The following is a 23,742-nucleotide window of genomic DNA, read 5'->3' on the forward strand; positions in this document are numbered from 1 at the left end:
AGCGCTCGGCATGATCCGAACCGTTCCGGGTGCGCCTCGGCACGTGCTGCTGGTCGAGGACGACCCGGGCGACGTGTTCCTCGTGCGCGAGCTGCTCGCCGAGGTCGACCCCGAGCTCGCAGTGACGGTGGCCGAGTCGGTGTCCGAAGTGGTCGAGCGCGGGCTGCTCGGGCGGTGCGACTGCGTGTTGCTCGATCTCAACCTGCCCGGTTCCGACGGCCTCGACGGGCTGCGCACGATCCTGCGGACCGAGGGTGCCCCGGCCGTCTGCGTCCTCACCGGCCTGGACGACGAGCACCTCGGGACGGCGGCGGTCGCGGCGGGGGCACAGGACTACCTGGTCAAGGGCAAGGTCGACGGGCAGGTGCTGATCCGGGCCGTGCGTTACGCCGTGGAGCGGCGGCGCGCCGAGGCGAGCCTGCTGCGGCTGCGGGAGGAGCAGCTCGCGGCGGCGGAGTCGGTCCGTCTCGAGCGTGGGCTCCTGCCGTCACCGCTGCTGGCCGGCAGCCCCGTACGGGCGCGGTCGTTCTACCGTGCGGGTCGCACCCGTTCCTTGATCGGCGGGGACTTCTTCGACGCCGTGCTCGGTCCGACCGGCACGGTGCACGCGATCGTGGGAGACGTCTGCGGGCACGGCCCGGACGAGGCGGCGCTCGGTGCGCTGCTGCGGGTCGCGTGGCGGGCCCTCGTGCTGGCAGGCGTCGACGAGCCGCAGGTGCTGCCGAAGCTCCAGCAGCTGCTGGTCAGTGAGCGGCACGACCGGACGCTGTTCACGACGGTCTGCACCGTCGCGTTCCGGTCCGAGGTGGACCCCGCCGACGGAAGGGTGACGACCGAGATGCTCGTGCGTCTGGCGGGGCACCCACCGCCGGTCTCGCTGATCCCGTCGCCACGGCCCGCCGCGCCGCCGGTGGGCCTGCCCCTCGGCCTGGACGTCGACGCGGCGTGGGAGCCCGCGAGCTTCGCGCTGGGCGCCGAATGGGCTCTGCTGCTGCACACCGACGGCCTGATCGAGGGCCGGGGCCCCGTCTCCGGAGAGCCGCTGTGGGAGGAGGGGCTGCTCGAGATGCTGGAACAGGAGCGCGCCACCGACCTGGAGCACCTGCCCGCGAGGCTCGTGGAGCGCGCGCAGGAGCTCAACGGGGGACCACTCTCCGACGACGTCGCGATACTGCTGCTGTCGTCGGACACCGGGCCGCAGGACGCGCCCCCGGCCAGTGCGTCCCTGCCGGCGGGGCGGTGACGTGACAGCGCTCGACGTGAACCCGCCCGCACAGCGCGACGCCGTGCGCCGCGACCCCTCGCAGGAGAGCGGCCGGCACTGGCCGCTGGCGCGGATCTTCGCCCTCGGCGCCTCGCTGGCGGCGCTCTTCGCGCTGGTCGTCGTCATCCTCGGTGGCGTCGCGCTGTGGCGGCTCGCCGAAGCGAGGGCCGCGCTGATCGACTCGGCCGGTCCGGCGCTGGTCGCAGCGCAGCAGCTGTCGAACGCGATGCTGAACCAGGAGACCGGCGTTCGCGGCTACGACCTGGGCCGCCGTGCGGAGTTCCTGGGCCCCTACCAGGACGGCCGGTCGGGCGAGGCGGAGATGGTGTCCCAGCTGCGTGGGCTCGCCGCCACCGGCCGCCTCCCCGGCCTCGACGCAAACCTCGACGCGGTGGAGCAGGCGGCGCAGAACTGGCGCACCCAGTACGCGGGTCCCGTGCTCGCCGGGACCGCCACCGGGATCGACCCGGAGCAGGGACGGGCACAGTTCGACGAGGTGCGGGCTGCGCTGCGGACACTGCTCACCGACCTGCAGGGGAAGCGGGAGGCGGCCAGGACCGGCATCGAGTCGGCGTCGCGGTTCCTCCTCGTCGTGGGTATCGCGATCGCCGCGCTGCTGGCGTCGTTCCTGGTGGCGGCGGCCGTCGGGCTGCGACGGGGGATGCTGAGTCCGGTCTCGCAGCTCGCGGCGCAGGTGCGCCAGGTGGCGTCCGGGGACGTCACGAAGCCCGTGAGCGCAGGTGGTCCGCGCGAGATCGTCGGGCTCGGCGCAGACGTCGAGGCGATGCGCCGGCACATCCTCCGCGACCTCGAGGAGACCAAGGAGGTGAACCGGCGCCTCGACGACCAGACACGTGAGCTGGAGCGCTCCAACCGCGACCTCGAGCAGTTCGCCTACGTGGCGAGCCACGACCTGCAGGAGCCACTGCGCAAGGTGTCGAGCTTCTGCCAGCTGCTGCAGCGGCGGTACGGAGGTCAGCTCGACGAGCGCGCCGACCAGTACATCGCTTTCGCCGTGGACGGCGCCTCGCGCATGCAACGGCTGATCAACGACCTCCTGTCGTTCTCCCGCGTCGGGCGGACGACCGAGAACTTCACGGCTGTCGATCTCGGCGTGACGGCCGAGGCCGCCGCGGCTCAGCTCGAGCCGGCACGCGAGGAGGCCGGCGGCGAGATCGTCCTCGGTGAGCTGCCGGTGGTGGCGGGCGACCGCGCTCTGCTGCAGGCGCTGCTGGTGAACCTCCTGGGCAACGGGCTGAAGTTCCACCAGGAGGGTGTGCCGCCGGTGGTCCGGGTGGAGTCTCGACAGGAGGACGACTTCTTCGAGATCACGGTGAGCGACAACGGCATCGGCATCGAGTCCGAGTACTCCGACAAGGTGTTCGTGATCTTCCAGCGGCTGCACGGCCGCGACGTCTATCCCGGAACCGGCATCGGCCTGGCGCTCGCGAAGAAGATCGTCGAGTTCCACGGCGGCCGGATCGGTCTCGTCGAGACCCCCGGGCCCGGCACCACCATCCGTTTCAGCCTGCCCGTCCCGGCTGACGTGGCGCCCCCTGAACCCCTTCCGTCCGAGGAGACCGACGCGTGACAGAGCTCCAGCCCCGGATCATCAACGTTCTACTGGTCGAGGACGACCCGGGCGACGTCCTGATGACCCGCGAGGCGTTCGACGAGTACCTGCACAACCGGCTCGACGTGGTGACGGACGGTGCGGCCGCGCTCTCCTACCTGCGCCGTGAGGAGCCCTACACCGACGCGCCGCGCCCGGACCTGATCCTGCTCGACCTGAACCTTCCCCGGCGCGACGGCCGTGAGGTGCTCGAGGAGGTCAAGGCCGATCCGGACCTGCGCCACATCCCGGTGATCGTCCTCACCACCTCGCAGGCGGAGGAGGACGTGCTGCGCAGCTACCAGTTGCACGCCAACGCCTACGTCACCAAGCCGGTCGACTTCGAGGGCTTCATCGAGGCCATCAAGCAGATCGACCACTTCTTCGTCAGCGTGGTGAAGCTCCCGTCGGGAGGCTGACGCGCCCTCGCGTGTGCGTGATCGACCCGATGTAGCCGTCGGGACGGACGAGGACCGTGGTGCCGTCCGCCACGTCGTACGCGCCGAACGCGTGCCCCTGGGCGTCCACCACCGCCGTGCCGGTGGCACGTTCCCCGGCGCGGAGCACGGCGTGTGCCGCCACCCCCGGCGGTGCCTCCTCCACACTGGCGCCGAAGGCCAGCACCGTGGCGTGCGGGCCGCGGAACAGGTCGAACAGCCGGGTCGCTCGCCCATCGGCGTCGACGACCGGCGCATCCGGCGCGCGGTCGCCCGCCCGCAGCGCTCCGGGCTCCGCGCGTCCGTCGTGGACCAGCGGGCCGTCGCGGTAGGTGATGTCGAGCTGGTGGGTCTCCCTGCCACGCGCGAAGGCATCGGATGCGCCGTCGGTGTACTTGCGCAGCAGTGCGTTGCTGATCCCGAGCACCCGCGCGGCCACGGGGAGCCGTTCCGCCTCGTAGCTGTCGAGCAGGCGGGCCGCCCGCTCGGCGTCGGTATCGGGGTCCAGTGCCTCGGCGAGCTTCCAGCCCAGGTTGTAGGCGTCCTGGACGCCGGTGTTGAGCCCCTGGCCGCCCGTCGGCGGGTGGGCGTGGGCGGCGTCGCCCGCCAGGAACACGCGTCCGACGCGGTAGCGCTGGGCGAGCCGGGAGTTCGGCCGCCAGACCGTGACCCAGGCCAGCTCCCGCAGCCGGAAACCGGCCGGGACCCCGAACCGGTCGAACGCCGCCTGCACCGTGGCAGGCGACGGTTCGGCATCGGCATCGGCCGGGCAGATGGTCTGGAAGAGGTCTCCGCCGGGCAGCGGGCTCAGCGCGACGCCGGCGCGGGGGTCGTCCTCGGCGCCGAACCAGTAGCCGTACCGGTGGTCGAGTCCCTCGATCCGCATGTCGCCGAGCAGCATCCGCATCGACTCGTCGGTGGTGCCGTCGAACGGGATACCGAGTGCCCTGCGCACGGTGCTGTGGCCCCCGTCGGCCCCCACCAGGTACGCCGCCCGTACGCGCTCGGTCCGGCCGTCGCGCCGGAGGGTGGCGCTCACGCCGACGTCGTCCTGCTCGAACGCCACCAGTTCGGTGCCGAGCTCGACCGGGACACCCAGCTCGGCGAGCCGGTCGCGCAGGATCCCCTCGGTGCGGTCCTGGCCGAGCATCCACGGGTTGGGCAGCGGCACGTCGGGCGTGGGTTCCCGCCATTCGCTCATCCGCCGCTCCCCGACGAACCGCCCGCCGACATGGACGCGCAGCGGTGCGGGAGGGGACCCCGCGTCGCGCACTGCGTCGAGCACACCGAGGTCGTCGAAGACCTCGAGTGTCCGTGGCTGCAGGCCGTCGCCGCGCGAACCGGCAGCGGGCCGCTCGCCGCGCTCGACGACGCGCACTCCGACGCCGCGACGGGCGAGCTCGATGCCCAGGGTGAGACCGGTGGGGCCGGCACCGGCGATGAGGACCGGGTGGTCCATGAGTTCCCTCCTTGGCTGAACCTGAGTTCACTGAACGATGCTTCAGCTTGGGCGCTGCTAGCGTCCGCTGTCAAGGAGGTCGGGCATGGGGGCTGCCACGAGCCGCGCGGCGAAGGCGGCGGAGACCGAGGCCGCGCTGAAGGCGGCGGCCAAGCGCGTCTTCGCCGAGCGCGGCTTCGTCAACACGAAGATCACGGACATCACGGCGGCAGCCGGGCGCGCCGCCGGCTCGTTCTACAACCACTTCGCGAGCAAGGACGAGCTGCTCACGGCGCTGCTCACCGACATGTTCGCCGAGGGCGACCGCGCCGCTGAGGACCCCGCCCACCGCTCCGACTTCGGCGACCGGGACGCCGTGCGCTGGCACATCGAGCAGTTCTGGGCCTTCTACCGCGAGCACGTCCCCGAGATGGTCGCGCTCCGGCAGGCCGCCATGGCCGATCCCGAGTTCGGACGCAGGCTGCAGGAGATGACCACCCGGGACGCGGCCCATCTGATCGGGCACCTCGATCCCGTGCGTGCCGCCGGGATCCCGCTGCCGGGAGAGGCCGACCTCGTGGTGTCGGCGTACTACAGCCTGCTCGACCAGTTCGCCTACACCTGGCTCGCCGCAGGCGGGGACGGCACGGGACGGACGATCTCCGACGAGGAGGCGATCGAGACGCTCACGGAGTTCGTCCACCGCGGGCTCGCGGGCACGCCGCCGGTGCGACGTGAGTCACCTCGCGGCTGAGGGTCGACGCCCCCACACCCGGTCGCGCGCGGCTGCGCGTCTTGTTTCCGTAGGCTGAGAAGCCGTGACGTCCGCCGCCACCGCGCAGACCGCCCCCGTCCACACCGACACCGTCCGGAACGCCGCCTCCACTCCGGACCACCCGCAGCCCCACCGCGAGCTCGGGTTGAAGGACGACGAGTACGCGCGGATCCGCGAGATCCTCGGTCGCAGGCCGACCGACGCCGAACTGGCGATGTACGCCGTGATGTGGAGCGAGCACTGCTCGTACAAGTCGTCGAAGGTGCATCTGGCCTACTTCGGCGAGACCACCACGGACGAGATGCGCAGCCGGATGCTCGCCGGGATCGGGGAGAACGCCGGCGTCGTCGACATCGGGGACGGCTGGGCCGTCACGTTCAAGGTCGAGTCGCACAACCACCCGTCGTACGTGGAGCCCTACCAGGGCGCGGCCACCGGCGTCGGGGGGATCGTGCGCGACATCATGGCGATGGGCGCCCGCCCGGTGGCGGTGGCCGACCCGCTGCGCTTCGGCCCCGCCGACGCGCCCGACACCGCCAGGGTGCTGCCCGGCGTGGTCGCGGGCGTGGGTGGCTACGGCAACTCACTCGGACTGCCGAACATCGGTGGCGAGGTCGTCTTCGACGAGGGCTATCTGGGCAACCCGCTCGTCAACGCCCTGTGCATCGGCGCGATGCGCACGGAGGACCTGCACCTCGCGTTCGCGTCGGGCACCGGCAACAAGATCATCCTGTTCGGTGCGCGCACCGGGCTGGACGGCATCGGCGGTGTGTCGGTGCTCGCCAGCGAGACCTTCTCGGGCGAGGAGTCGGCGAGCGGCCGCAAGAAGCTCCCGTCGGTGCAGGTGGGCGACCCCTTCACGGAGAAGGTCCTCATCGAGTGCTGCCTGGAGCTGTTCCACGCCGGACTGGTGGTCGGCATCCAGGACCTCGGTGGCGCGGGCCTGTCGTGTGCCACGTCCGAGCTGGCCAGCGCCGGTGACGGCGGGATGCACGTCGACCTGGACACGGTGCCGCTGCGGGCCACCGGGATGACACCGGCCGAGATCCTCTCCAGCGAGTCCCAGGAGCGCATGTGCGCCGTCGTGCGTCCGGAGGACGTCGACGCCTTCATGGCCGTCTGCCGCAAGTGGGACGTCCTCGCGAATGTGATCGGTGAGGTCACCGACGGCGACCGGCTGGTGATCACCTGGCGGGGCGAGACCGTGGTGGACGTCCCCCCGCGCACCGTCGCGCACGACGGGCCCGTCTACGAGCGCCCCGTGCAGCGTTCGGCCGCGCAGGACGCGCTCGTCGCCGACACCCCGGACCGGCTGGCCCGACCGGCAGGCCCGGACGAGCTGCGTGCGGAGATCCTGCGGATGGCCGCCAGCCCCAACCTGTGCAGCCGGGCGTGGGTCACCGACCAGTACGACCGCTACGTCCGTGGCAACACGGCCTCCGCCCAGCCGGCCGACGCCGGGATGGTGCGCATCGACGAGGAGACCGGGCGCGGGGTGGCCGTCGCCACCGACTGCAACTCGCGTTTCGTCGCCCTCGATCCCTACGCGGGCGCCCAGCTCGCGCTGGCCGAGGCGTACCGCAACGTCGCCACGAGCGGCGCGGTGCCGTTGGCCGTCACGGACTGCCTGAACTTCGGCTCGCCCGAGGACCCGCACGTGATGTGGCAGTTCCAGCAGGCCGTGCGCGGCCTCGCTGACGGGTGCGTGGCGCTCGGGCTGCCCGTGACCGGCGGGAACGTGAGCTTCTACAACCAGACCGGGGAGCGGGCGATCCTGCCCACCCCGGTGGTCGGCGTGCTCGGCGTGATCGACGACGTGGCCCGGCGTGTCCGGTCCGGGTTCACCCGCGAAGGCGACACGGTGCTGCTGCTCGGCGACACCCGTGACGAGCTCGGCGGCAGCGAGTGGGCCAACGTGGTGCACGGCCACCTGGGCGGTCCGCCGCCGGTGGTCGACCTCGCTGCCGAGCAGCGCCTCGCCCGGCTGCTCGCCGCCGCCGCCGAGGACGGGCTCCTCACCGGCGCCCACGACCTGTCCGACGGTGGCCTCGCACAGGCGCTCGTGGAGGCCTGTCTCGCCGGGGACCAGGGAGCGGCGGTAGAGCTCCCGGCCGCACTCGACCCGTTCGTCGCGCTGTTCTCGGAGTCGGCGGGGCGCGTGCTCGTGACCACAGCGGCCGACCGGGCCGACCAGGTCAGGTCGCTGGCGGAGGCCGCAGGCGTGCCGGTCACGACGCTGGGCACCACCGGGGGCGCGGCGCTGGCCGTAGCGGGGCTGCCCGAGCTGCCGCTGTCCGAGCTGCGGACGGCGTGGGAGGCCACCCTCCCGGCCATCTTCGGCTGACCCACAGGGTCGCCCCCGGATTGCAGCATCGCCATGTTGCTGCCGCGCGGTTGCGGCAAGGTGGCGTTGCTGCAACACCGGGGACATTCGGTGGTGGCGCGGGATAAGTTCGCGGCATGCCGGAAGAGATCGACAACGGCGCTCTGAGGGCGGTGCTGGACTGGCTCGACGGCGGTCCGTCGCCCGAGCGCCCGATACTGCGCGGCGCGGTGAAGGAGAGCCTCGCGGCCGTCGCGGCCGCCGCGCCGGGACGCAGTGTGGAGGTGCGGGTGCCGCCGTACGGGGCCGTGCAGTGCGTCAGCGGGCCCCGGCACGGACGCGGCACGCCGCCCAACGTCGTCGAGACCGATCCCCGCACCTGGCTGGCGCTCGTCACCGGCCGGCTGACGTGGGTGCAGGCGGTGGAGCAGGGGGCACTGCGTGCGTCCGGAACCCGTAGCGGCGAGATCGCGTGCCTGCTCCCGCTCTCCTGATCAGGCGTGCCGCCACTCTCCCGAGGGGTGAATGGAAACACATGGTGGTGGCGCAAACACAACGCGGTACGGAGAATTGTCCGATCAAGGCCGAACCGGAGAGAACGGGCGACAGGAGGTGGTCGCGTGGTGGCACCGCGCAGCCTTCCTGACGCCGTCGATACCGAGTTCGAGGACGACTCCGCCGACGAGCCGCCGGCCACGGACCGCGCCCGTATCGACCGGCTCGCCGGCCGGTGGGCGCAGCTGGGGCCCCCCGACGATCCCGGCATCGCCGCCCACCTGGCCACGTTGCTGCGCAGGCTCGCGGCAATTCTGCGTGCCGAGCCGTTCTGGCCGCTCGCTGCCCGGGAGGTCGGGGCCGAGCTGCTCAGCACCGGGCTCTGTGGCGCCCCGGACCGTCCGACGTACGGCTTCGACGACATCGTTCCGCCCAGCCTCCGCCTGCTGCGGCGCGAGGCGGCCGACGTGATCGGAGTGCCGGGAGCGGAGGGCGAGCGGCGCCTCGTCGCGGTGCTCGACGAACTGCTCGCCGGCGTCATCAGGTCGCTGCAGGACCGGAACGGGGCCGGCGACGGCCGGACCCCGCCCACCGACGATGCGGGTGCGGCTGTCCTGCGCCGCCACATGAGCGCCGTGTACGAGCAGTCGTCGTTCGGCGTCGTGATCATGCGCCCGGACGGCCGGATGATCGACGTGAACCCGGCCCTCGCCCGGATGTTCGGGCTCGACGGTCCGCTCGACCAGCCGCGGCCGGTGTCCGACTTCGTCCATCCCGACGACGTGCTCGACGTCGTCCGGCGTTTCCAGCGGCTCGCAGGTGGCGGATCGGACGTCGTGCGGATGGAGCTACGCCTCGCGCGTCCCGACTCCGAGGTGCTGTGGGTCCACGTCACCGCCTCGCGCATCGTCGACGACAACGGCGAGCCGTCCCACCTGATGGCGGTCGTCGAGGACGTGTCCGACCGGCACCGGCTGCGGTCGTGGCTGCAGGGCGAGTCCTACCAGGACCAGCTCACCCGCCTGCCGAACCGGGCGGTCACCGAGCAGTGGCTGCACCGCGCTTTCGCCTCGGACGGCCCGGAGCGGGTGGGCATCTGCGTCCTCGACATCGACGGCTTCCACCCGATCAACGACGGGCTCGGCCAGCAGACGGGGGACCGGCTGCTGCTCGCGGTCGCGGGCAGGCTGCAGCTGGCGGCGGGTTCTCACCTGGTCACCCGGATCGGAGCCGACGAGTTCGCGGTGCTGGTGGCCGGTTCCGAGAGCAGCGGCGACGTCGGCAGGCTCGCCGACCGGTTGCAGGCCGCACTGGTGATCCCGTTCCAGATCGACGGCCACACGCTGGTGGTCTCGGCGAGCATCGGCGTGGCCGAGTCCGAGACCGCGGGAGGAAGCGCGGCCGAGCTGCTGCGGGGTGCGGACGTGGCCCGGTCGTGGGCGAAGGCCCTCGGGGGTGGGCGCCGTGTGGTGTTCGACCCGGAGCGCGACGCCACGGAGTCGGCCCGGTTCGCGCTGCTCTCCGGGCTGCGTGGCGCGATCGACCGCGGCGAGTTCCGGCTGGCGTTCCAGCCGCTCGTCCAGCTCGACGACCGGAGGGTGCGGGGCGCGGAGGCGCTGGTGCGCTGGGAGCATCCGGAGCAGGGTCTGATCGGCCCCGGCCGGTTCATCGAGCTGGCCGAGCACAGCGGCGCGATCGTCCCGCTCGGGCGGTGGGTGCTCGAGGAGGCCTGTGGGCAGGCCGCGAGCTGGTGGCGTGAGCTCGGCCCCGCTGCGCCGTTCGTCAGCGTCAACGTCTCGCCGCTGCAGCTGACCGAACCGGGCTGGGTCCACGTGGTCACCGGCGCGCTGAGCTCCACCGGGCTGCCGCCCGACCTGCTCCAGCTGGAGATCACCGAGCAGGCCGTGCTCGGCGACGAGACGGTCGCCCTCGACGCCCTGAACGCACTGCGGGCCGCGGGAGTCCGGCTGGCGCTCGACGACTTCGGCACCGGCTACTCGAGCCTGGCCTGGCTGCGCACGCTGCCGGTGAACGCCCTCAAGATCGACGGCTCGTTCATCGACGGGCTGCGCAACCCGTCGGCCGACCCGACGGACTCCTCGATCGTGCGCGCCCTCGTCGAGATGGCCCACGCACTCGGCCTGGACGTCACGGCGGAATGGGTGGAGACCCCCGTGCAGGCCGAGAGGCTCGCCGAGCTCGGCTGCGACATGGGGCAGGGAAGGTGGTTCGGTGATGCCGGTCCCGGAATGTGTGTCCCGGAGCTGCTTCGGCGTAGCATCGGCGGTTGAGTCGTCGTCTGCGCAAGGAGCGAGTTGTGCCGAGTTCCACCCGGAACGAGCACCCGACCGACCGCAATCCGAACCCCGACCTCACCGACGACCAGGCCGATACGAGCGCCCTCGATCCCGCTCCTCGCGAGGAGTGCGGTGTGTTCGGCGTGTGGGCCCCCGGTGAGGACGTCGCCAACCTCACCTACTACGGGCTGTACGCGTTGCAGCACCGTGGCCAGGAGGCTGCCGGGATCGCCGTGTCCGACGGGCACCGCATGGTCGTCTTCAAGGATCTCGGGCTCGTCAGCCAGGTCTTCGACGAGCAGGTCCTGTCGTCGCTGAAGGGCCACCTGGCGGTCGGCCACTGCCGTTACTCCACCACGGGTTCCACCACTTGGGAGAACGCCCAGCCGACGTTCCGCACAACCGCCACCGGCAGCGGCATCGCGCTGGGCCACAACGGCAACCTGGTCAACACGGCAGAGCTCCGTGACGAGGTCGCCGGCCTGCGCACCACCGCGTCGAAGGCGGACCGCTCGTCGATCCGGTCGAGCACCGACTCGGACCTCATCACCGAGCTACTGGCCGCCACCTCCGCCGACACCGGCGTCGAGGAGGCGGCGATGCGCCTGCTGCCCAGGGTGCGCGGCGCGTTCTCGCTGGTGTTCGCCGACGAGCAGACGCTCTACGCCGCCCGCGACCCCCACGGGGTCCGCCCGCTGGTGCTGGGCCGTCTCGAGCGCGGGTGGGTGGTGGCCAGCGAGACCGCGGCACTGGACATCGTCGGTGCGTCGATGGTGCGCGAGGTCGAGCCGGGTGAGCTGCTGGCCATCGACGCCGACGGCATGCGCAGCTCCCGCTTCTCGGCGCCGGAGCCGAAGGGCTGCGTGTTCGAGTACGTGTACCTGGCCCGGCCGGACACCACGATCTCCGGACGGTCCGTGCACGCGGCCCGCGTGGAGATCGGCAGGCGCCTCGCCGTCGAGCACCCGGTCGAGGCCGACCTGGTGATCCCCGTGCCGGAGTCGGGCACCCCCGCGGCCATCGGCTACGCGCAGGGTTCGGGCATCCCCTACGGGCAGGGCCTGGTGAAGAACGCCTACGTCGGCCGCACCTTCATCCAGCCCAGCCAGACGATCCGTCAACTGGGCATCCGGCTCAAGCTCAACCCGCTGCGCGACGTCATCCGGGGCAAGCGGCTCGTCGTCGTCGACGACTCCATCGTGCGTGGCAACACCCAGCGGGCGCTGGTGCGCATGCTCCGCGAGGCGGGGGCGCTCCAGGTGCACGTACGGATCGCCTCGCCGCCGGTGCGATGGCCGTGCTTCTACGGCATCGACTTCGCCACCCGGGCCGAACTGGTGGCGGGTTCGCTCGACGTCGAGGGCGTACGCCGCTCGATCGGAGCCGACACGCTCGGCTACGTCTCCTTGGAAGGGCTGATCGCCGCCAGCGAGCAGCCGCGTACCCGGCTCTGTTCGGCCTGTTTCGACGGCGAGTACCCGATCGCGCTGCCCGACGAGGCGCGGCTGGGCAAGCACCTGCTGGAGAAGCTCTCGGTGCCCCCGGTCATCGCCGACCGGGTCGGTGAGACCGTGTCCGGGGCAGCTTCAGGCGATGCCGGCCCTCTGTCGGTCGGTTACGGTGCGGCCGACGCGCTGCAGCGTCCCTGACCCACCTCCATCCGACCTGTACACCCGGGCGTCCCATGCCGCCCCTCACTCACGCCAGGAGCGTTGCGACGATGCCGCCGACCACCTCCGGAGCCGACGGGCCCGGCGCCAGCTACGCGTCAGCCGGTGTCGACATCGACGCCGGGGAGCGCGCGGTCGAGGCGCTGCGCCCGTTCGCGGAGAAGGCGAGCCGACCCGAGGTCCTGGGTGGCATCGGCGGCTTCGCCGGGCTGTTCGCTCTCAAGATGGGCCGCTACACCGAGCCGGTGCTGGCGGCGTCCACCGACGGGGTGGGCACCAAGATCGCCGTGGCGCAGGCCGTCGACAAGCACGACACGATCGGCCTCGACCTCGTGGCCATGGTCGTCGACGACCTGGTGGTGTGCGGGGCGGAGCCGCTGTTCCTGCAGGACTACATCGCCGTCGGACGGCTGGTGCCCGACCAGGTCGCCACCATCGTCAAGGGCATCGCCGAGGGGTGCCAGCAGGCCGGCTGTGCGTTGCTGGGCGGGGAGACCGCCGAGCACCCCGGGCTGATGGAAGACGGCAGCTACGACATCTCGGCCACCGGCGTCGGGATCGTGGAGGCCGACGCGATGCTGCGGCCCGACCGGGTGCGTCCCGGGGACGTGCTTCTGGCCATGGGCTCGTCGGGCCTGCACTCCAACGGCTACTCGCTGGCCCGGCACGTGCTGCTCGACATCGCGCGGATGCCGCTCGCGGGGCACGTGGAGGAGTTCGGGCACACCCTCGGGGAGGAACTGCTCGTCCCCACGCGGATCTACGCCCGCGACTGTCTCGCGCTGGCGGCCGAGACCGGGGTGCGCACCTTCGCCCACATCACCGGTGGCGGGTTGGCCCGCAACCTCGAGCGCGTGCTCCCGCCCGGCCTGGAAGCGGTGGTGGAGCGCGGCACCTGGACGCCTGCCCCGGTGTTCAAGCTGATCGCCTCCCGCGGCCGTGTCGACCGTGCGGAGATGGAGAAGACGTTCAACATGGGTGTCGGCATGGTGGCGGTCGTGCCCGCCGACGACGTCGACCGGGCGCTGGCCGTGCTGACCGCCCGGCACGTCCCGGCGTGGGTGCTGGGCGAGGTGCGCCGTGGGGGCACCGAGCCGCTCCCCGCAGGCCGGGTGCACCTCAAGGGCGACCATCCCCGTTTCTGAGGGCGGCGACGCGAACCGGCCCGCCGTTGGTGAGCGGGGCCGGGTCGCGGAGCATGGGCGGGTGGAGAGCCGTCGCGTTCCCCCGCCGGAACAGCTGGCCGGGCCGGCCGCGGCCGGTGCGCACCTTCTCGCCCGTGGCGTGCAGGAAGTCGGGGGTGGACGTGACCTTGCGCTGGAAGTTGCGCGGGTCGATCGTCGTGCCCCACACCGCCTCGTAGACCCGTCGTAGCTGCGACACCGTGAACTCCGGCGGGCAGAACGACGCGGCCAGCGTCGTGTACTCGAGTTTCGCGCGGGCGCGCTCGACGCCGTCGGCGAGGATCCGCGCGTGGTCGAACGCGAGATGCCCGACCTCGCCCACCGGGTGCCACGTCCCGATCGCGGTGCCGGACCCGCTCTCCTCCCCGGCCAGGCCGGGCAGCAGAGCGAGGTGGCCGACGGTGAGCACCCGGCCGCGCGGGTCGCGGTCCGGGGCGGCGTAGCTGCCGAGCTGTTCGAGGTGGTGACGGCCGACGGTCAGGCCGGTGTCCTCGACCAGTTCGCGGGTGGCGGCGTCCAGCAGATCCTCGCGCTGCCGCACGAACCCTCCGGGCAACGCCGGCTCGTCGGGGAACGGGGGCGCTGAACGCTCCGTGAGCAGCACACAGAGCCGGTCGTCGCGCACCGTGAGAACTACCAGGTCAACGGCTACGGCAAAGAGGTTGCCACGCATGTGGTTCTCACCCTGATGAGGAGAGAGGCGATCATCGTCGGGCTGACGGTACAGGTGGCGCCGACAACGATTTACAGACGATCACATGTATTGACAAGTGAGCAATTGCCGTACGCGCCGTACGCTCGGGGAACTCGGGGACGACTTCCGCGCCCTCGACGCGGCCGGGACCCGGCCGCCGATCGTCGCGGGTCTGCGTCCGGCGCGAGTACCTCGCGCCGGACGCCCGGCCCGGGGCAGGACCAGGACGACGCCGATGACGGTGCCCGGGCGCAGCACGCGATGGCTCCGTGCCGCGCGGCGTTTCGCCGGAGACACCGCCCACCGGGTGCGGGAGCGCGGCCGCTCGGCGGCGGCGCGGGCCGCGCGGCTGACCGGCGCCGCGGTGGCGGCCTTCGTCGCGGCCCAGGTGTTCGGCCTGCGCGATCCGCCGCCGCTGATCGCGGCCCTCACCGCCCTGATCGTCGTGCAGGTGACGCTGTCCAGCACGCTGGTCCACGGGCTGCAACGGGTGCTCAGCGTCGTGGCGGGGGTGAGCCTGGCACTGGTGTTCTCCTCGGTGGTCGGGCTGACGTGGTGGAGCCTCGCGCTGATCGTGTCGGCGTCCATCGTGGTGGGTCAGCTGCTGCGGTTGGGCCCGCAGCTGATCGAGGTGCCGATCAGCGCGATGCTCGTGCTCGGGGTCGGCTTCGCGGCCGGGGCGGGGAACGTGGCTGCCGACCGCATTCTGGAGACGCTCGTCGGGTCGCTGGTCGGCGTGCTGGTGAACCTCGTCTTCCCCCCGGCGGTACAGGTGCGTTCCGCGGCAGCAGCCGTGGAGCGGCTCGCCGAGGAGATCGCCGCGCTGCTCGACGCCGCGGCGGCCGGGATCGAGGACTCCCCACCGTCCGTCGAGCTCACCGGTCGCTGGCTGGACGACGCCCGGCGGCTCAACCGGCACGTGCCCCGCGTCGACCGGGCGCTGGAGCACGTGGAGGAGAGCCGTCAGCTCAACGTGCGGGTGGCGCTGGACACGCGGGCCAGCGGCCCCGGCCTGCGCGACGGTCTCGACGTCCTCGAGCACTGCGCGGTGACCCTTCGCGGGTTGTTCCGCACCATGTGCGACGCCGGGCGGGCGGCAGGCTCCGGCCTGGATGACTTCGACGAGAAGACACGCCGGCTCCACGCCGAACTGCTGCGCGAGCTGGCGACCGTCGTCCGGGCCTTCGGCAGGCTCCTCACCGCGGAGTCGACCGGGCCGGGGCCCCAACAGGAGGAGGCCGACCTGGCGGCGGCACTCCAGCGGCTGCACGCCGGCCGGAGCCGGGCGGCCGAGCTGCTCCTGTCCGACCCGAAGGACCCCCCGGCGGTCGTGGAGGTCAACAGCGCGCTGGTGCAGGCGGTGGACCGGATGATGGCCGAGCTCGACGTCGTCGAGCACGCCCGGCTGCGGGAGGAACGGCGACGCGAGGCCGCCCGCCGGCGGACGGTCCGCGCGGTGGGGCGGCTCCGCTCGACAGGCCGGCAGCTCGCCGACCGCCCCCGCCCCCGCCTCCGCCGGGCCACCGGGCCCACGGACGGACCTCCGACGGCAGCCGACTGAAGAGACACCGTGGTCAGCCGCTGCGCGCCGCCGCGCGGACCAGCTCGACGACCTCCTCGTCGTCCAGGTCGAACCGCCGGGCCGCGCGCACGAGATCCCTCGCCAGCTCGACGACGGCGGCCCGGCCGGCAGGCGCGCCGTCGCGCACGATGGCGCCGCGGCCGCGGCGGAGCTCGATGAGCCCCTCGTCGCGCAGGCTCTGGTAGCCGGCGAGCACGGTGTGGATGCTGACCTGCAGCGAGGCGGCCAGGTCGCGGGCGCCCGGCAGGCGCTCGCCGCCGCGTACCGAGCCGTCCGCGATGCCGCGCCGGACGCAGGCGGCGATCTGGTCGGCGAGCGGGGTGGCCCGGGTGGGGTCCACCCGGATCAGCACGGCCCGCCCCCGGGGGACGTGACGCCGGCGAGCACGCCTGCCGCGGTGCGCGGGTCGTCCACGGTGACGGTGAGCTGCTGTCCCGAGCGCCGCGTGACCACCAGCGCCGGTCCGGAGCGGAGGATGATCCCGCGTCCGCCGGGCACGATCCGGTATCCCCACCCGCCGAACTGGGTGGGGGAGATGTCGGCGACGGTGACCGACGCGACGTCGTCGGCCGGGACGTGCAGGCGTGGCCATCCCAGCAGCCCGAGCGTGATGGTCAGCCCGCGCCGGTCGACGGTGACCCGCGCGTGGGAGTGCAGCACGACGGCGATGCCTGCCACCCCGGTGATGATGCCGGCGGCCGGGTGGACGGTGATCCCGAGCGCGCCGCCGATGATCACCAGCACGGCGCCGATCGCCGGGAACCACGGTGATCCGACGGTGCGCGACCAGCTGACCTGCTCGGCCGGTCCGAATGGCACCGCTGGGACGGCCTCGGGTTCCTTCCCCGGCGGCGTGCTCGGTGCCACCAGCCAGGCGACCACACCGGCGGCCGCGCCCGCGACCAGTCCGGCAGGGAACGTCCACCAGGGCAGCACCGCCGCGGCCGGATCGGTGAGCCCGAGGTTGGCCACGACGCTGCCGAGGAGGATCGCGCCGAGGAATCCGGCCGTCGCCCACGACATGGCGACGATCACCCGCCCGTTGTCCCACTTCGTGCCCGGCGGGGACCCCGTTCCGCCATGGCGGGCGAACAGGCCGAACAGCAGGGCCATTCCGACGGCGAGCGCCCCGGCCAGCGCGAGGACGGTGCCCCGGCTCGCATATCCGTCCGCGCTGCCCGAGGAGCCGAAGTGCGAGGCGATCGGATCGGGCAGCCCGTCGGCCGTGGCGAGCACCACGATCACCGGGGCGAAGGCGATCAGGTGCGGGAGGCCGGCGAGCAGGGTGCGCCGAGTGGTGGCCGAGGTCATGGGGACACTCCTTCACTTGTTATGAATCAACTATAACAAGTGATGTCCCTTTTGTCCTCAGTGATGGAGCTCCTCGATGCGCACCGGTCGGTGCTCCTGCAGGGAGAGCGCAGCGGCCTCGGCGATCCAGACGACCTCCATGGCGTCCTCGACGGTGCACGGAGAGGGCCGCTCACCGGCAACCACCTGGGCGAACGCGGCGAGCTCGGCGCGGAAGGCGGTTGCGAGCCGGTCCATGAAGAACCCGTGTGGCGGGCCTGCCGGGAACGTGACGCCGGGCTCGGTCGAGCGCAGGGGGAGCCCGTCGTCCAGCCCGGCGGCGACGCTGTCGGCCGAGCCGTGCAGCTCCAGCCGCACGTCGTAGCCCCGCGGGTTGTACCGGCTGTTCGACACGACGGCGAGGGTGCCGTCGTCGAGGGTCAGCACGGCGGCCGCCGTGTCGACGTCGCCGACCTCGGTGAAGAACCGCTCACCCTTGTTGGAGCCGGTGGCGTAGACCTCGACCACCTCTCGCCCGGTGACCCAGCGGACCGCGTCGAAGTCGTGCACGGCGCAGTCCCGGAAGATCCCGCCCGAGCCCGCGATGTAGGCGGGGGGCGGGGGAGCCGGGTCGAGGGTGGTGGAGCGGACGGTGTGCAGCCACCCGAGCTCGCCGCTCGCCACCGCCGCCCTGGCGGCGAGGAAGCCGGGGTCGAACCGCCGGGGGTAGCCGACCTGCACGGGAACGCCGGCCGCCCGCACCCGCTCGGCCACGGCGAGCGCGTCGGCCGCTGCACGGGCGAGTGGCTTCTCGCAGAACGTGGGCAGCCCGGCGTCGACGGCGGCGAGGAGCAGTTCGGGGTGGGCGTCGGTGGCGGCCGCGATCAGCACGCCGTCGACGCCGGCCGCCAGCAGCTTCGCGGGCGAGTCGACCGCTTCGGCGCCCACCCGCTCGGCGACCTCGGCGGTGACCCCGGGAACGGCGTCGGTGACGACGAGCGAGCCGACGGCGGGCAGGTCGCTGAGCGTCTGCGCGTGGAACGCGCCGATCCGGCCGAGGCCGATGAGCCCCAGGCGCAGTGCACCGGCCATCAGTCCAGCCCTCCGAAGACGTTCTGGTCCCAGTCGATGACGGAGCCGGTGACGACACCGCTGCGGTCGGAGAGCAGGAAGACGACGAAGTCGGCGATCTCGTCGACCTGCCCGAGCTTGCCCATCGGGAGTCGCTGCGCGGCCTGCTCGCGCCAGGTGTCGTCGGCGGCGTGGAAGGCGCGCTGGGTGGCGTCCTCGCCCTCGGTGTCGGTCCAGCCGATGTCGAGCCCGTTGATCCGGATCCGGTCGAACCGGTGGGCGTGGGCGGCGTTGCGCGTGAGGCCCGCGAGGCCCGCCTTGGCGGCGACGTACGGCGCGAGGAAGGGCTGCCCGCCCAGCTCGGACGAGGAGATCACGTTCACGACCGAGCCGGGTGCGCCTCGGGAGAGCATGTCGCGCACGGCCGCCTGCATGAGGAAGAACGGGCCGCGCAGGTTGACGGCGATGTGCGCGTCGAACAGTTCGGGCGTGGTGTCGACGAGGGTGCCCCGCGAGGTCAGCCCGGCCGCAGTGACCAGGGCGTCCACCCGGCCGAACTCCGCCACCACCGCGGCGACGGACGCCTGTGCCTGCCCGACGTCGGCGACGTCGGCCGGCACGAACAGCGCGGCGGCGCCGCGTTCCCGCAGCTCGGCCACCAGCTTCTCGCCCGGCTCGCGGCGCCTGCCGGACACGGCCACCGACGCCCCTTCCCGGGCCGCGGCCCGCGCCACGCCGGCCCCCACCCCCTGCGTGCCGCCGCTTACCAGCACGACCCGCTCGTCCAGCAGTCCCATCAGGTTGTCCTCCTGCGCTCGGACCAGGCCGCCAGCTCGGCCCGGAAGGTGTCGTCGTCCCAGTCCTCGGCGAGTGCGCGCCGCACCAGGTCGGCCTGGCTGGGTGGGGCGAGGCCCTCGACGGGCGGGTCGCGGTCCAGGTTGGTCGGGAACGCGTAGCCCTCCGCCGCCGCGGCGATCGCGTTGCCTGCGGCGTCCGCGCCCCGGTCGCGCAGCGCGGGAAGGAGTGCGAGGCACATGCGCTCCCGGTCGACGGTCTCCATCGCCCGCCCGAAGGCCGAGGAGACCTGCAGCAGGTTGGCCATCCGCCGGATGTCGGCGGACCGGTTGTGCCCGGCGCCGTGGATCACCGCGGGGTTGAAGAACGCCGCGTCGCCGGTCTGCAGCGGCAGCTGGACGTGGTGGGTCTCGAAGTACTCCCGGAACTCCGGCAGGTTCGTGGCGAGGTAGCCGGGTTCGTACTTCTGCGAGTGCGGCAGGTACAGGGTCGGGCCGCTCTCCACCGGCATGTCGGAGTGCGCGACTGCCCCCTGCAGGGTGAGCACGGGGGAGAGCCGGTGCACGTGGGCCGGGTAGCGCTCGATGGCCGCTCCCGGCAGGAACCCCAGGTGGTAGTCGCGGTGGCCGACCTGCGCCTGCCCGCCCGCATTGACCACGTTGACCTGCGAGGTCACCTGGTAGCCGGGGCCCAGCCACGCCTCGGAGACCAGCGCGAGCACGTCGTTGGCGTAGTAGTCGACGAACACCTCCGGCGCCCGGACCGCGAGCTTTTCCAGCGCGTTCCAGACGCGGTCGTTCGCCCCCGGTGGCGCGAAGTGGTCGCCCGCGACGGTGCCGGCCGCCCGTTGCTCGGCGATCAGCTCCTCGAACTCCGCGGTGGCCCGGTCGACGACCGCGCGGTCCGGGAAGGCGCCCCGGAACACCACGACCCCGGGACCGTCGGTGAGGGCGTCGACGAGCTCCGACCGGACGTCCCGGCGACCGGCGTCCGTGCCGGCCGCGGCGAGCACGCTCGGCGTCTCGTAGATCAGCACCCCCTGCTCGACGGCGGCGGCGTGCGGGTAGCGGCCCGCGTCGATGGGCTCGGCCAGGACGGCGACCAGATCGGCGAGCCGGCAGTCGGCCTCGGTCAGCCGTCCCCGGGTGGCGTGCGTGGTGCGGGGCATCCTCGTCCTCCTCGAAGGGTTCGCGGGTGCAGGCAGGCGTGGTGGACGCCGAGCTTCATCGGTCCATCTCTACAGGTCCAGCACGAGACGAGGGCAGCGCGAGCGCGAGACGCAGATCATCATGCAGTCGTTCGCGGCCTGTTCCTCGTCGGTGAGCACGGAGTCGCGGTGGTCGGGCTCGCCGGCCAGCACCGCCGTCTCACAGGTCCCGCATGTGCCCTCGCTGCACGAGGACAGGACGCTCACCCCGGCCTCCTCGGCGACCTCGAGGATCGAGCGGCCGGGCGGGATGGTCAGTGCGAGCCCGCTGCGCTCCAGCTCGACCTCGAAGGAGCCCGCGAGCACCGGCTCGTCGACCGGCTTCGGGGAGAAGCGCTCGACCCGCAACGACCCGGGCGGCCAGCTCGCGCAGCGCTCCTCGACCGCGTCGAGCAGCGGCTCCGGCCCGCAGCAGTAGACGAGCGTGTCCACGCGGGGCGCGCCGAGCAGGCTCCCGAGGTCGAGCAGGCCGGTCTCGTCCTGCGGGCGGACCGACACGCGGGCACCGGGCAGCTCGTCGAGGAACGCCATCGACGTCCGCGTCCGGCCGCCGTAGACCAGCTCCCACTCCGCCCCCGCCGCCTCGGCGGCCGCGACCATCGTGCGGATCGGGGTGATGCCGATGCCGCCCGCGATGAACAGGTACCGCCGCGCGGGCAGCAGCGGGAAGTGGTTGCGCGGGCCGCGGACGCGCACCGGGCCACCGGGATGCAGCGCGTCGTGCACGTGGGCCGAGCCGCCACGGCCGTCGGGTTCACGCAGGACTCCCAGCTGCCACGCGTAGCGATCGGTGGGGTCGCCGCAGAGCGAGTACTGGCGGATCAGCGGACCGTCGTCGGCCCCCGGCAGCAGCAGGTCGACGTGGGCACCGGGCTCCCACGGCGGCAACGGGCCACCGGCCGCCTCGCGCAGGGTGAGGATCACGACGCCCTCGGCGGCGACCCGGCGGTCGGCCACCACGGCGTCCAGCTCGTACTCGGCGGCGGCCGGGGTGGTCGTGGCGGTCGGCTGGGCGGTGACGGTCACGAGTTCCTCCCGGCCGGGGTGAACGAGATCGGCAGGTGGTCGAGCACGCGCATGTTCGGCGTGCTGCGGTACTGGTGCATCGGCCCGGAGATCGCGTAGTCGCCCAGGCGGGGCAGCGCCACCTCCAGCGCGATGCGGGCCTCCAGCCGGGCGAGGGGGGCGCCGAGGCAGCCGTGCAGGCCCTCGCTGAGCGACATGTGCCGCTTCTGCTGCCGAGTCACGTCGAAGCGGTCCGGGTCCTCGTACTGGCGTTCGTCGCGGTTGGCCGAGCCGTAGACCAGGAACACCCGCTGCCCGGCCGGGATCGTCACGCCGTGCAGGTCCACCTCGCGGGTGGTGGTGCGGCCCGCCACCTGCAGCGGCGCGTCGAACCGCAGTGCCTCCTCCACCGCGGCGGGGATCCGTGTGGGGTCGGCCAGCAGCAGGCGGCGCTGGTCCGGGTTGAGGGCGAGCTCGCGGAAGGCGGTCGACAGGAGGGCCGACGTGCTCTCCACACCGGCCATGAACAGCACGAACGCCAGCCCGACGATCTCGGAGTCGCGGTCGATCACCGCTGGGGCGAACGGCTCCCCGTCGTGGTCCTCGACGGCCGCGGTGACGAGCGTGCTCAGCAGGTCCTCGCGCGGGTTCCCGCGCCGTTCCATGAGGATCTCGGCGAGGTAGTCCTTCGTGCGGTGCAGCGCGTCCCACGCGACGGGGGTGAGCCTCGGGTCGTCGTTCTCGCGGTCCTTGAGCCCGTGCGACCAGCGCACGAGGTCCTCGCGGTCGGAGCCGGTGGTGGGCAGCCCGAGCACGTCGAAGAACACCGCGTAGGGGATGGGCCAGGACAGGTCCTGCGCGATGTCGGCCTCGCCGGCGTCGGCGAAGCGGTCGACGAGCCCGGTGACGACGCGCCGGACGTCGTCCTCCAGCTTCGCGATCGCGCGGGGGAGGAACGTCCGCTGCACGATGCGGCGGAGCTGGTCGTGGCGCGGGTTGTCGATGTCGGGCAGGAAGCCCGGAGCGCTCATGTCCCTGGCGGTGTCGTCGATGTCGATGCCCTCGTACGACAGGTAGGTCTCGTGGTCGCGGGCCGCGGCCCGGACGTCGTCGAAACGGGAGAGGGCGCAGAAGCCCCACTTCTCGCTGGAGTAGACGGGCGCGGTGTCGCGCAGCTGCCGGTAGACCGGCCACGGGTCGGCCTTGAAAGCGGCGGAGTAGGGGTCGTAGACCACCGGGGGACTGAGCGTGGGCACCGCGTACCTCCTCGATGCGGGCGGGCTCTTAAAGCGCTTTAACTTCGAGTACTATGCGAGCCGCACCGAGGTCGTGTCAAGAGTGGGGGTCGTCCTGAGCGTCGCGAACCCGGGCCGCAGGCCCAGGCTGGAGGACGTCGCCGCCGACGTCGGGGTGTCCACCGCATCGGTGTCGCTCGTGCTCCGGGGCGTTTCCGGCCCGAGCGCACAGACCCGGGAGCGGGTGCTGGAGGCCGCCGCGCGCCTGGGCTACCGGCCCGACCGCACCGCCAGCCTGCTGGCACGCCGGCGCACCCACCTCCTCGGCGTGCCGGTCGTCCTGCGCGACGCGTTCCGCGCCGAGCTCGCCGAGGAGGTGCAGATGGCCGCGGACGAGCGCGGTTACTCCGTCGCACTCGGTGCGGTCACCCCGGCGCACGACGAGCGCCGCGTCGTCGAGACGCTGCTCGACCTGCGCTGTGAGGCTCTCCTCCTGCTCTCCCCCGAACTCGGCGCTGACGCGCTGGCCCAGCTCGGCGGTCGGATCCCGACCGTGGTGGTGGGCCGCAACGTCGAGCCGTCGGGTTTCGACGTCGTGCGCGTGGCCGACGACCAGGGGGTCGGTCAGGCCGTCGACCACCTCGTCGGTCTCGGCCACCGGCACGTCGTGCACGTCGACGGCGGCGACGCTCCGATGGCCGCCGACCGCCGCACCGGCTTCCTCGCGGCGGCCCGGCGGCACGGCCTGGACAGCGCGCGGGTGGTGCCGGGCGGCTACGACGAGGCGGCGGGAGCGGCGGCGGCGCGCCTGCTGCTCGCCGAGCCCTCCCTCCCGACCGCGGTGGTCGCGGCCAACGACCGCAGCTCGATCGGCCTCCTGGACGTCTTCCTCCGGGCGGGGGTGCGGGTACCAGCGGACGTGTCGGTCGTCGGCTACGACGACAGCGCACTCGCCCGCCTCGCCCACGTCGACCTCACGACGGTGAGCCAGGAGGCCCCTGCGCAGGCCGTGCACGCCGTGGAGGCGGCCGTGGAACGCCTGGACGGCGACCGGACCGACACCCGGCAGGTCGTGCTCACCCCGCGGCTCGTCGTGCGGGGGACGACGGGGCCGCCACGACCCACTCCCCCCGAACCCCGGCGGGAGTGATCGTTCGGAGACCCGCGCCTTTGCCCTCGGGAGGGCGGCCGGGCGGATCTCGCGCAGATCATCGAGCGGGCGCCTGCCCCGGGCCGGCTGGGTCTCGGGGAGTCCACCGGACGCACGCCGGGCAGGCCGTCGGGACCATGATCACTCCGAGACTCGCGCCTTCGCCCTCACGGGGGCGGATCCGCGGTTTTCGCGGCGATCATCGAGCCGCCTGCGAG

20 protein-coding genes are annotated in these 23,742 nt (G+C 73.0%); 11 read left to right on the forward strand and 9 right to left on the reverse strand.

Annotated features, from left to right (window positions below):
* Nucleotides 1-10: 10 nt before the first annotated feature.
* From AC5L35_RS20735 to AC5L35_RS20745, 3 genes are read left to right on the forward strand one after another with little or no spacing between them, the layout of a single operon-like run.
* Nucleotides 11-1,243, forward strand: coding sequence for a PP2C family protein-serine/threonine phosphatase (locus AC5L35_RS20735; protein ID WP_495061321.1), 1,233 nt, complete (start codon nt 11-13; stop codon nt 1,241-1,243).
* Nucleotide 1,244: 1 nt separating this feature from the next.
* Complete coding sequence (locus AC5L35_RS20740; RefSeq protein ID WP_495061322.1) at nt 1,245-2,855, forward strand: sensor histidine kinase; 1,611 nt, start codon at nt 1,245-1,247, stop codon at nt 2,853-2,855.
* A complete protein-coding gene (locus AC5L35_RS20745; RefSeq protein ID WP_495061323.1) occupies nt 2,852-3,295 on the forward strand; it encodes a response regulator in 444 nt (147 codons plus the stop codon). Before AC5L35_RS20740 ends, AC5L35_RS20745 begins: the two co-directional genes overlap by 4 nt.
* Here the strand turns inward: AC5L35_RS20745 and AC5L35_RS20750 are convergent.
* The gene (locus AC5L35_RS20750; RefSeq protein WP_495061324.1) at nt 3,264-4,772 is read right to left on the reverse strand and encodes an FAD-dependent monooxygenase; all 1,509 of its coding nucleotides are present in this window, start codon (nt 4,770-4,772) and stop codon (nt 3,264-3,266) included. The genes AC5L35_RS20745 and AC5L35_RS20750 overlap by 32 nt on opposite strands.
* An 85-nt stretch (nt 4,773-4,857) precedes the next feature.
* Between AC5L35_RS20750 and AC5L35_RS20755 the strand changes: the two genes are divergently transcribed.
* The 6 genes from AC5L35_RS20755 (at nt 4,858) to purM (ending at nt 13,456) form a co-directional block, all read left to right on the forward strand.
* Nucleotides 4,858-5,505 (forward strand): TetR/AcrR family transcriptional regulator, encoded by a 648-nt coding sequence (locus AC5L35_RS20755; RefSeq protein ID WP_495061325.1) that lies wholly within the window; start codon nt 4,858-4,860, stop codon nt 5,503-5,505.
* A gap of 64 nt (nt 5,506-5,569) precedes the next feature.
* The gene (purL, locus tag AC5L35_RS20760) at nt 5,570-7,870 is read left to right on the forward strand and encodes a phosphoribosylformylglycinamidine synthase subunit PurL (RefSeq protein ID WP_495061326.1); all 2,301 of its coding nucleotides are present in this window, start codon (nt 5,570-5,572) and stop codon (nt 7,868-7,870) included.
* Between the two features lie 116 nt (nt 7,871-7,986).
* Nucleotides 7,987-8,343, forward strand: coding sequence for a sterol carrier family protein (locus AC5L35_RS20765; RefSeq protein WP_495061327.1), 357 nt, complete (start codon nt 7,987-7,989; stop codon nt 8,341-8,343).
* 126 nt (nt 8,344-8,469) lie between these two features.
* On the forward strand, nt 8,470-10,635 hold the full coding sequence (locus AC5L35_RS20770; RefSeq protein ID WP_495061328.1) for a putative bifunctional diguanylate cyclase/phosphodiesterase: 2,166 nt from the start codon (nt 8,470-8,472) through the stop codon (nt 10,633-10,635).
* 26 nt (nt 10,636-10,661) lie between these two features.
* On the forward strand, nt 10,662-12,290 hold the full coding sequence (purF, locus tag AC5L35_RS20775) for an amidophosphoribosyltransferase (protein ID WP_495061329.1): 1,629 nt from the start codon (nt 10,662-10,664) through the stop codon (nt 12,288-12,290).
* Nucleotides 12,291-12,361: 71 nt separating this feature from the next.
* Nucleotides 12,362-13,456, forward strand: a complete 1,095-nt coding sequence (purM, locus tag AC5L35_RS20780; protein WP_495061330.1) for a phosphoribosylformylglycinamidine cyclo-ligase — start codon at nt 12,362-12,364, stop codon at nt 13,454-13,456.
* Here purM and AC5L35_RS20785 read toward each other — a convergent pair.
* Entirely contained in the window at nt 13,431-14,168 is a 738-nt protein-coding gene (locus tag AC5L35_RS20785) for an NUDIX hydrolase (protein ID WP_495061331.1), read from the reverse strand. The two genes, purM and AC5L35_RS20785, sit on opposite strands and share 26 nt — an antisense overlap.
* Nucleotides 14,169-14,424: 256 nt before the next feature.
* Here AC5L35_RS20785 and AC5L35_RS20790 point away from each other — a divergent pair, with 256 nt between their 5' ends.
* On the forward strand, nt 14,425-15,750 hold the full coding sequence (locus AC5L35_RS20790) for an FUSC family protein (RefSeq protein WP_495061332.1): 1,326 nt from the start codon (nt 14,425-14,427) through the stop codon (nt 15,748-15,750).
* A 13-nt stretch (nt 15,751-15,763) separates the two neighbouring features.
* Here the strand turns inward: AC5L35_RS20790 and AC5L35_RS20795 are convergent, their stop codons facing one another.
* The 7 genes from AC5L35_RS20795 to AC5L35_RS20825 all read right to left on the reverse strand — a co-directional run bounded on the left by AC5L35_RS20795 (nt 15,764) and on the right by AC5L35_RS20825 (nt 22,395).
* A complete protein-coding gene (locus AC5L35_RS20795) occupies nt 15,764-16,123 on the reverse strand; it encodes a GntR family transcriptional regulator (protein ID WP_495061333.1) in 360 nt (119 codons plus the stop codon).
* A complete protein-coding gene (locus tag AC5L35_RS20800; RefSeq protein ID WP_495061334.1) occupies nt 16,117-17,082 on the reverse strand; it encodes a DUF1648 domain-containing protein in 966 nt (321 codons plus the stop codon). The genes AC5L35_RS20795 and AC5L35_RS20800 overlap by 7 nt, the downstream gene beginning before the upstream one ends.
* 57 nt (nt 17,083-17,139) lie before the next feature.
* The gene (locus tag AC5L35_RS20805) at nt 17,140-18,141 is read right to left on the reverse strand and encodes a Gfo/Idh/MocA family protein (RefSeq protein WP_495061605.1); all 1,002 of its coding nucleotides are present in this window, start codon (nt 18,139-18,141) and stop codon (nt 17,140-17,142) included.
* Nucleotides 18,142-18,152: 11 nt separating this feature from the next.
* Nucleotides 18,153-18,929 carry an SDR family oxidoreductase gene (locus AC5L35_RS20810; protein WP_495061335.1) on the reverse strand — a complete coding sequence of 259 codons (777 nt, stop codon included), beginning with the start codon at nt 18,927-18,929 and terminating at the stop codon, nt 18,153-18,155.
* Complete coding sequence (locus tag AC5L35_RS20815) at nt 18,929-20,095, reverse strand: phytanoyl-CoA dioxygenase family protein (protein WP_495061336.1); 1,167 nt, start codon at nt 20,093-20,095, stop codon at nt 18,929-18,931. The genes AC5L35_RS20810 and AC5L35_RS20815 overlap by 1 nt, the downstream gene beginning before the upstream one ends.
* A 69-nt stretch (nt 20,096-20,164) precedes the next feature.
* Nucleotides 20,165-21,160: a PDR/VanB family oxidoreductase gene (locus tag AC5L35_RS20820; RefSeq protein ID WP_495061337.1), complete on the reverse strand. Its 996-nt coding sequence runs from the start codon at nt 21,158-21,160 to the stop codon at nt 20,165-20,167.
* The gene (locus AC5L35_RS20825; RefSeq protein ID WP_495061338.1) at nt 21,157-22,395 is read right to left on the reverse strand and encodes a cytochrome P450; all 1,239 of its coding nucleotides are present in this window, start codon (nt 22,393-22,395) and stop codon (nt 21,157-21,159) included. Before AC5L35_RS20825 ends, AC5L35_RS20820 begins: the two co-directional genes overlap by 4 nt.
* Between AC5L35_RS20825 and AC5L35_RS20830 the strand changes: the two genes are divergently transcribed.
* Nucleotides 22,388-23,524, forward strand: a complete 1,137-nt coding sequence (locus AC5L35_RS20830) for a LacI family DNA-binding transcriptional regulator (protein WP_495061339.1) — start codon at nt 22,388-22,390, stop codon at nt 23,522-23,524. The genes AC5L35_RS20825 and AC5L35_RS20830 overlap by 8 nt on opposite strands.
* Nucleotides 23,525-23,742: the final 218 nt, after the last annotated feature.

The sequence above is a fragment of the Pseudonocardia sp. OZ21 genome (genome assembly GCF_059359135.1).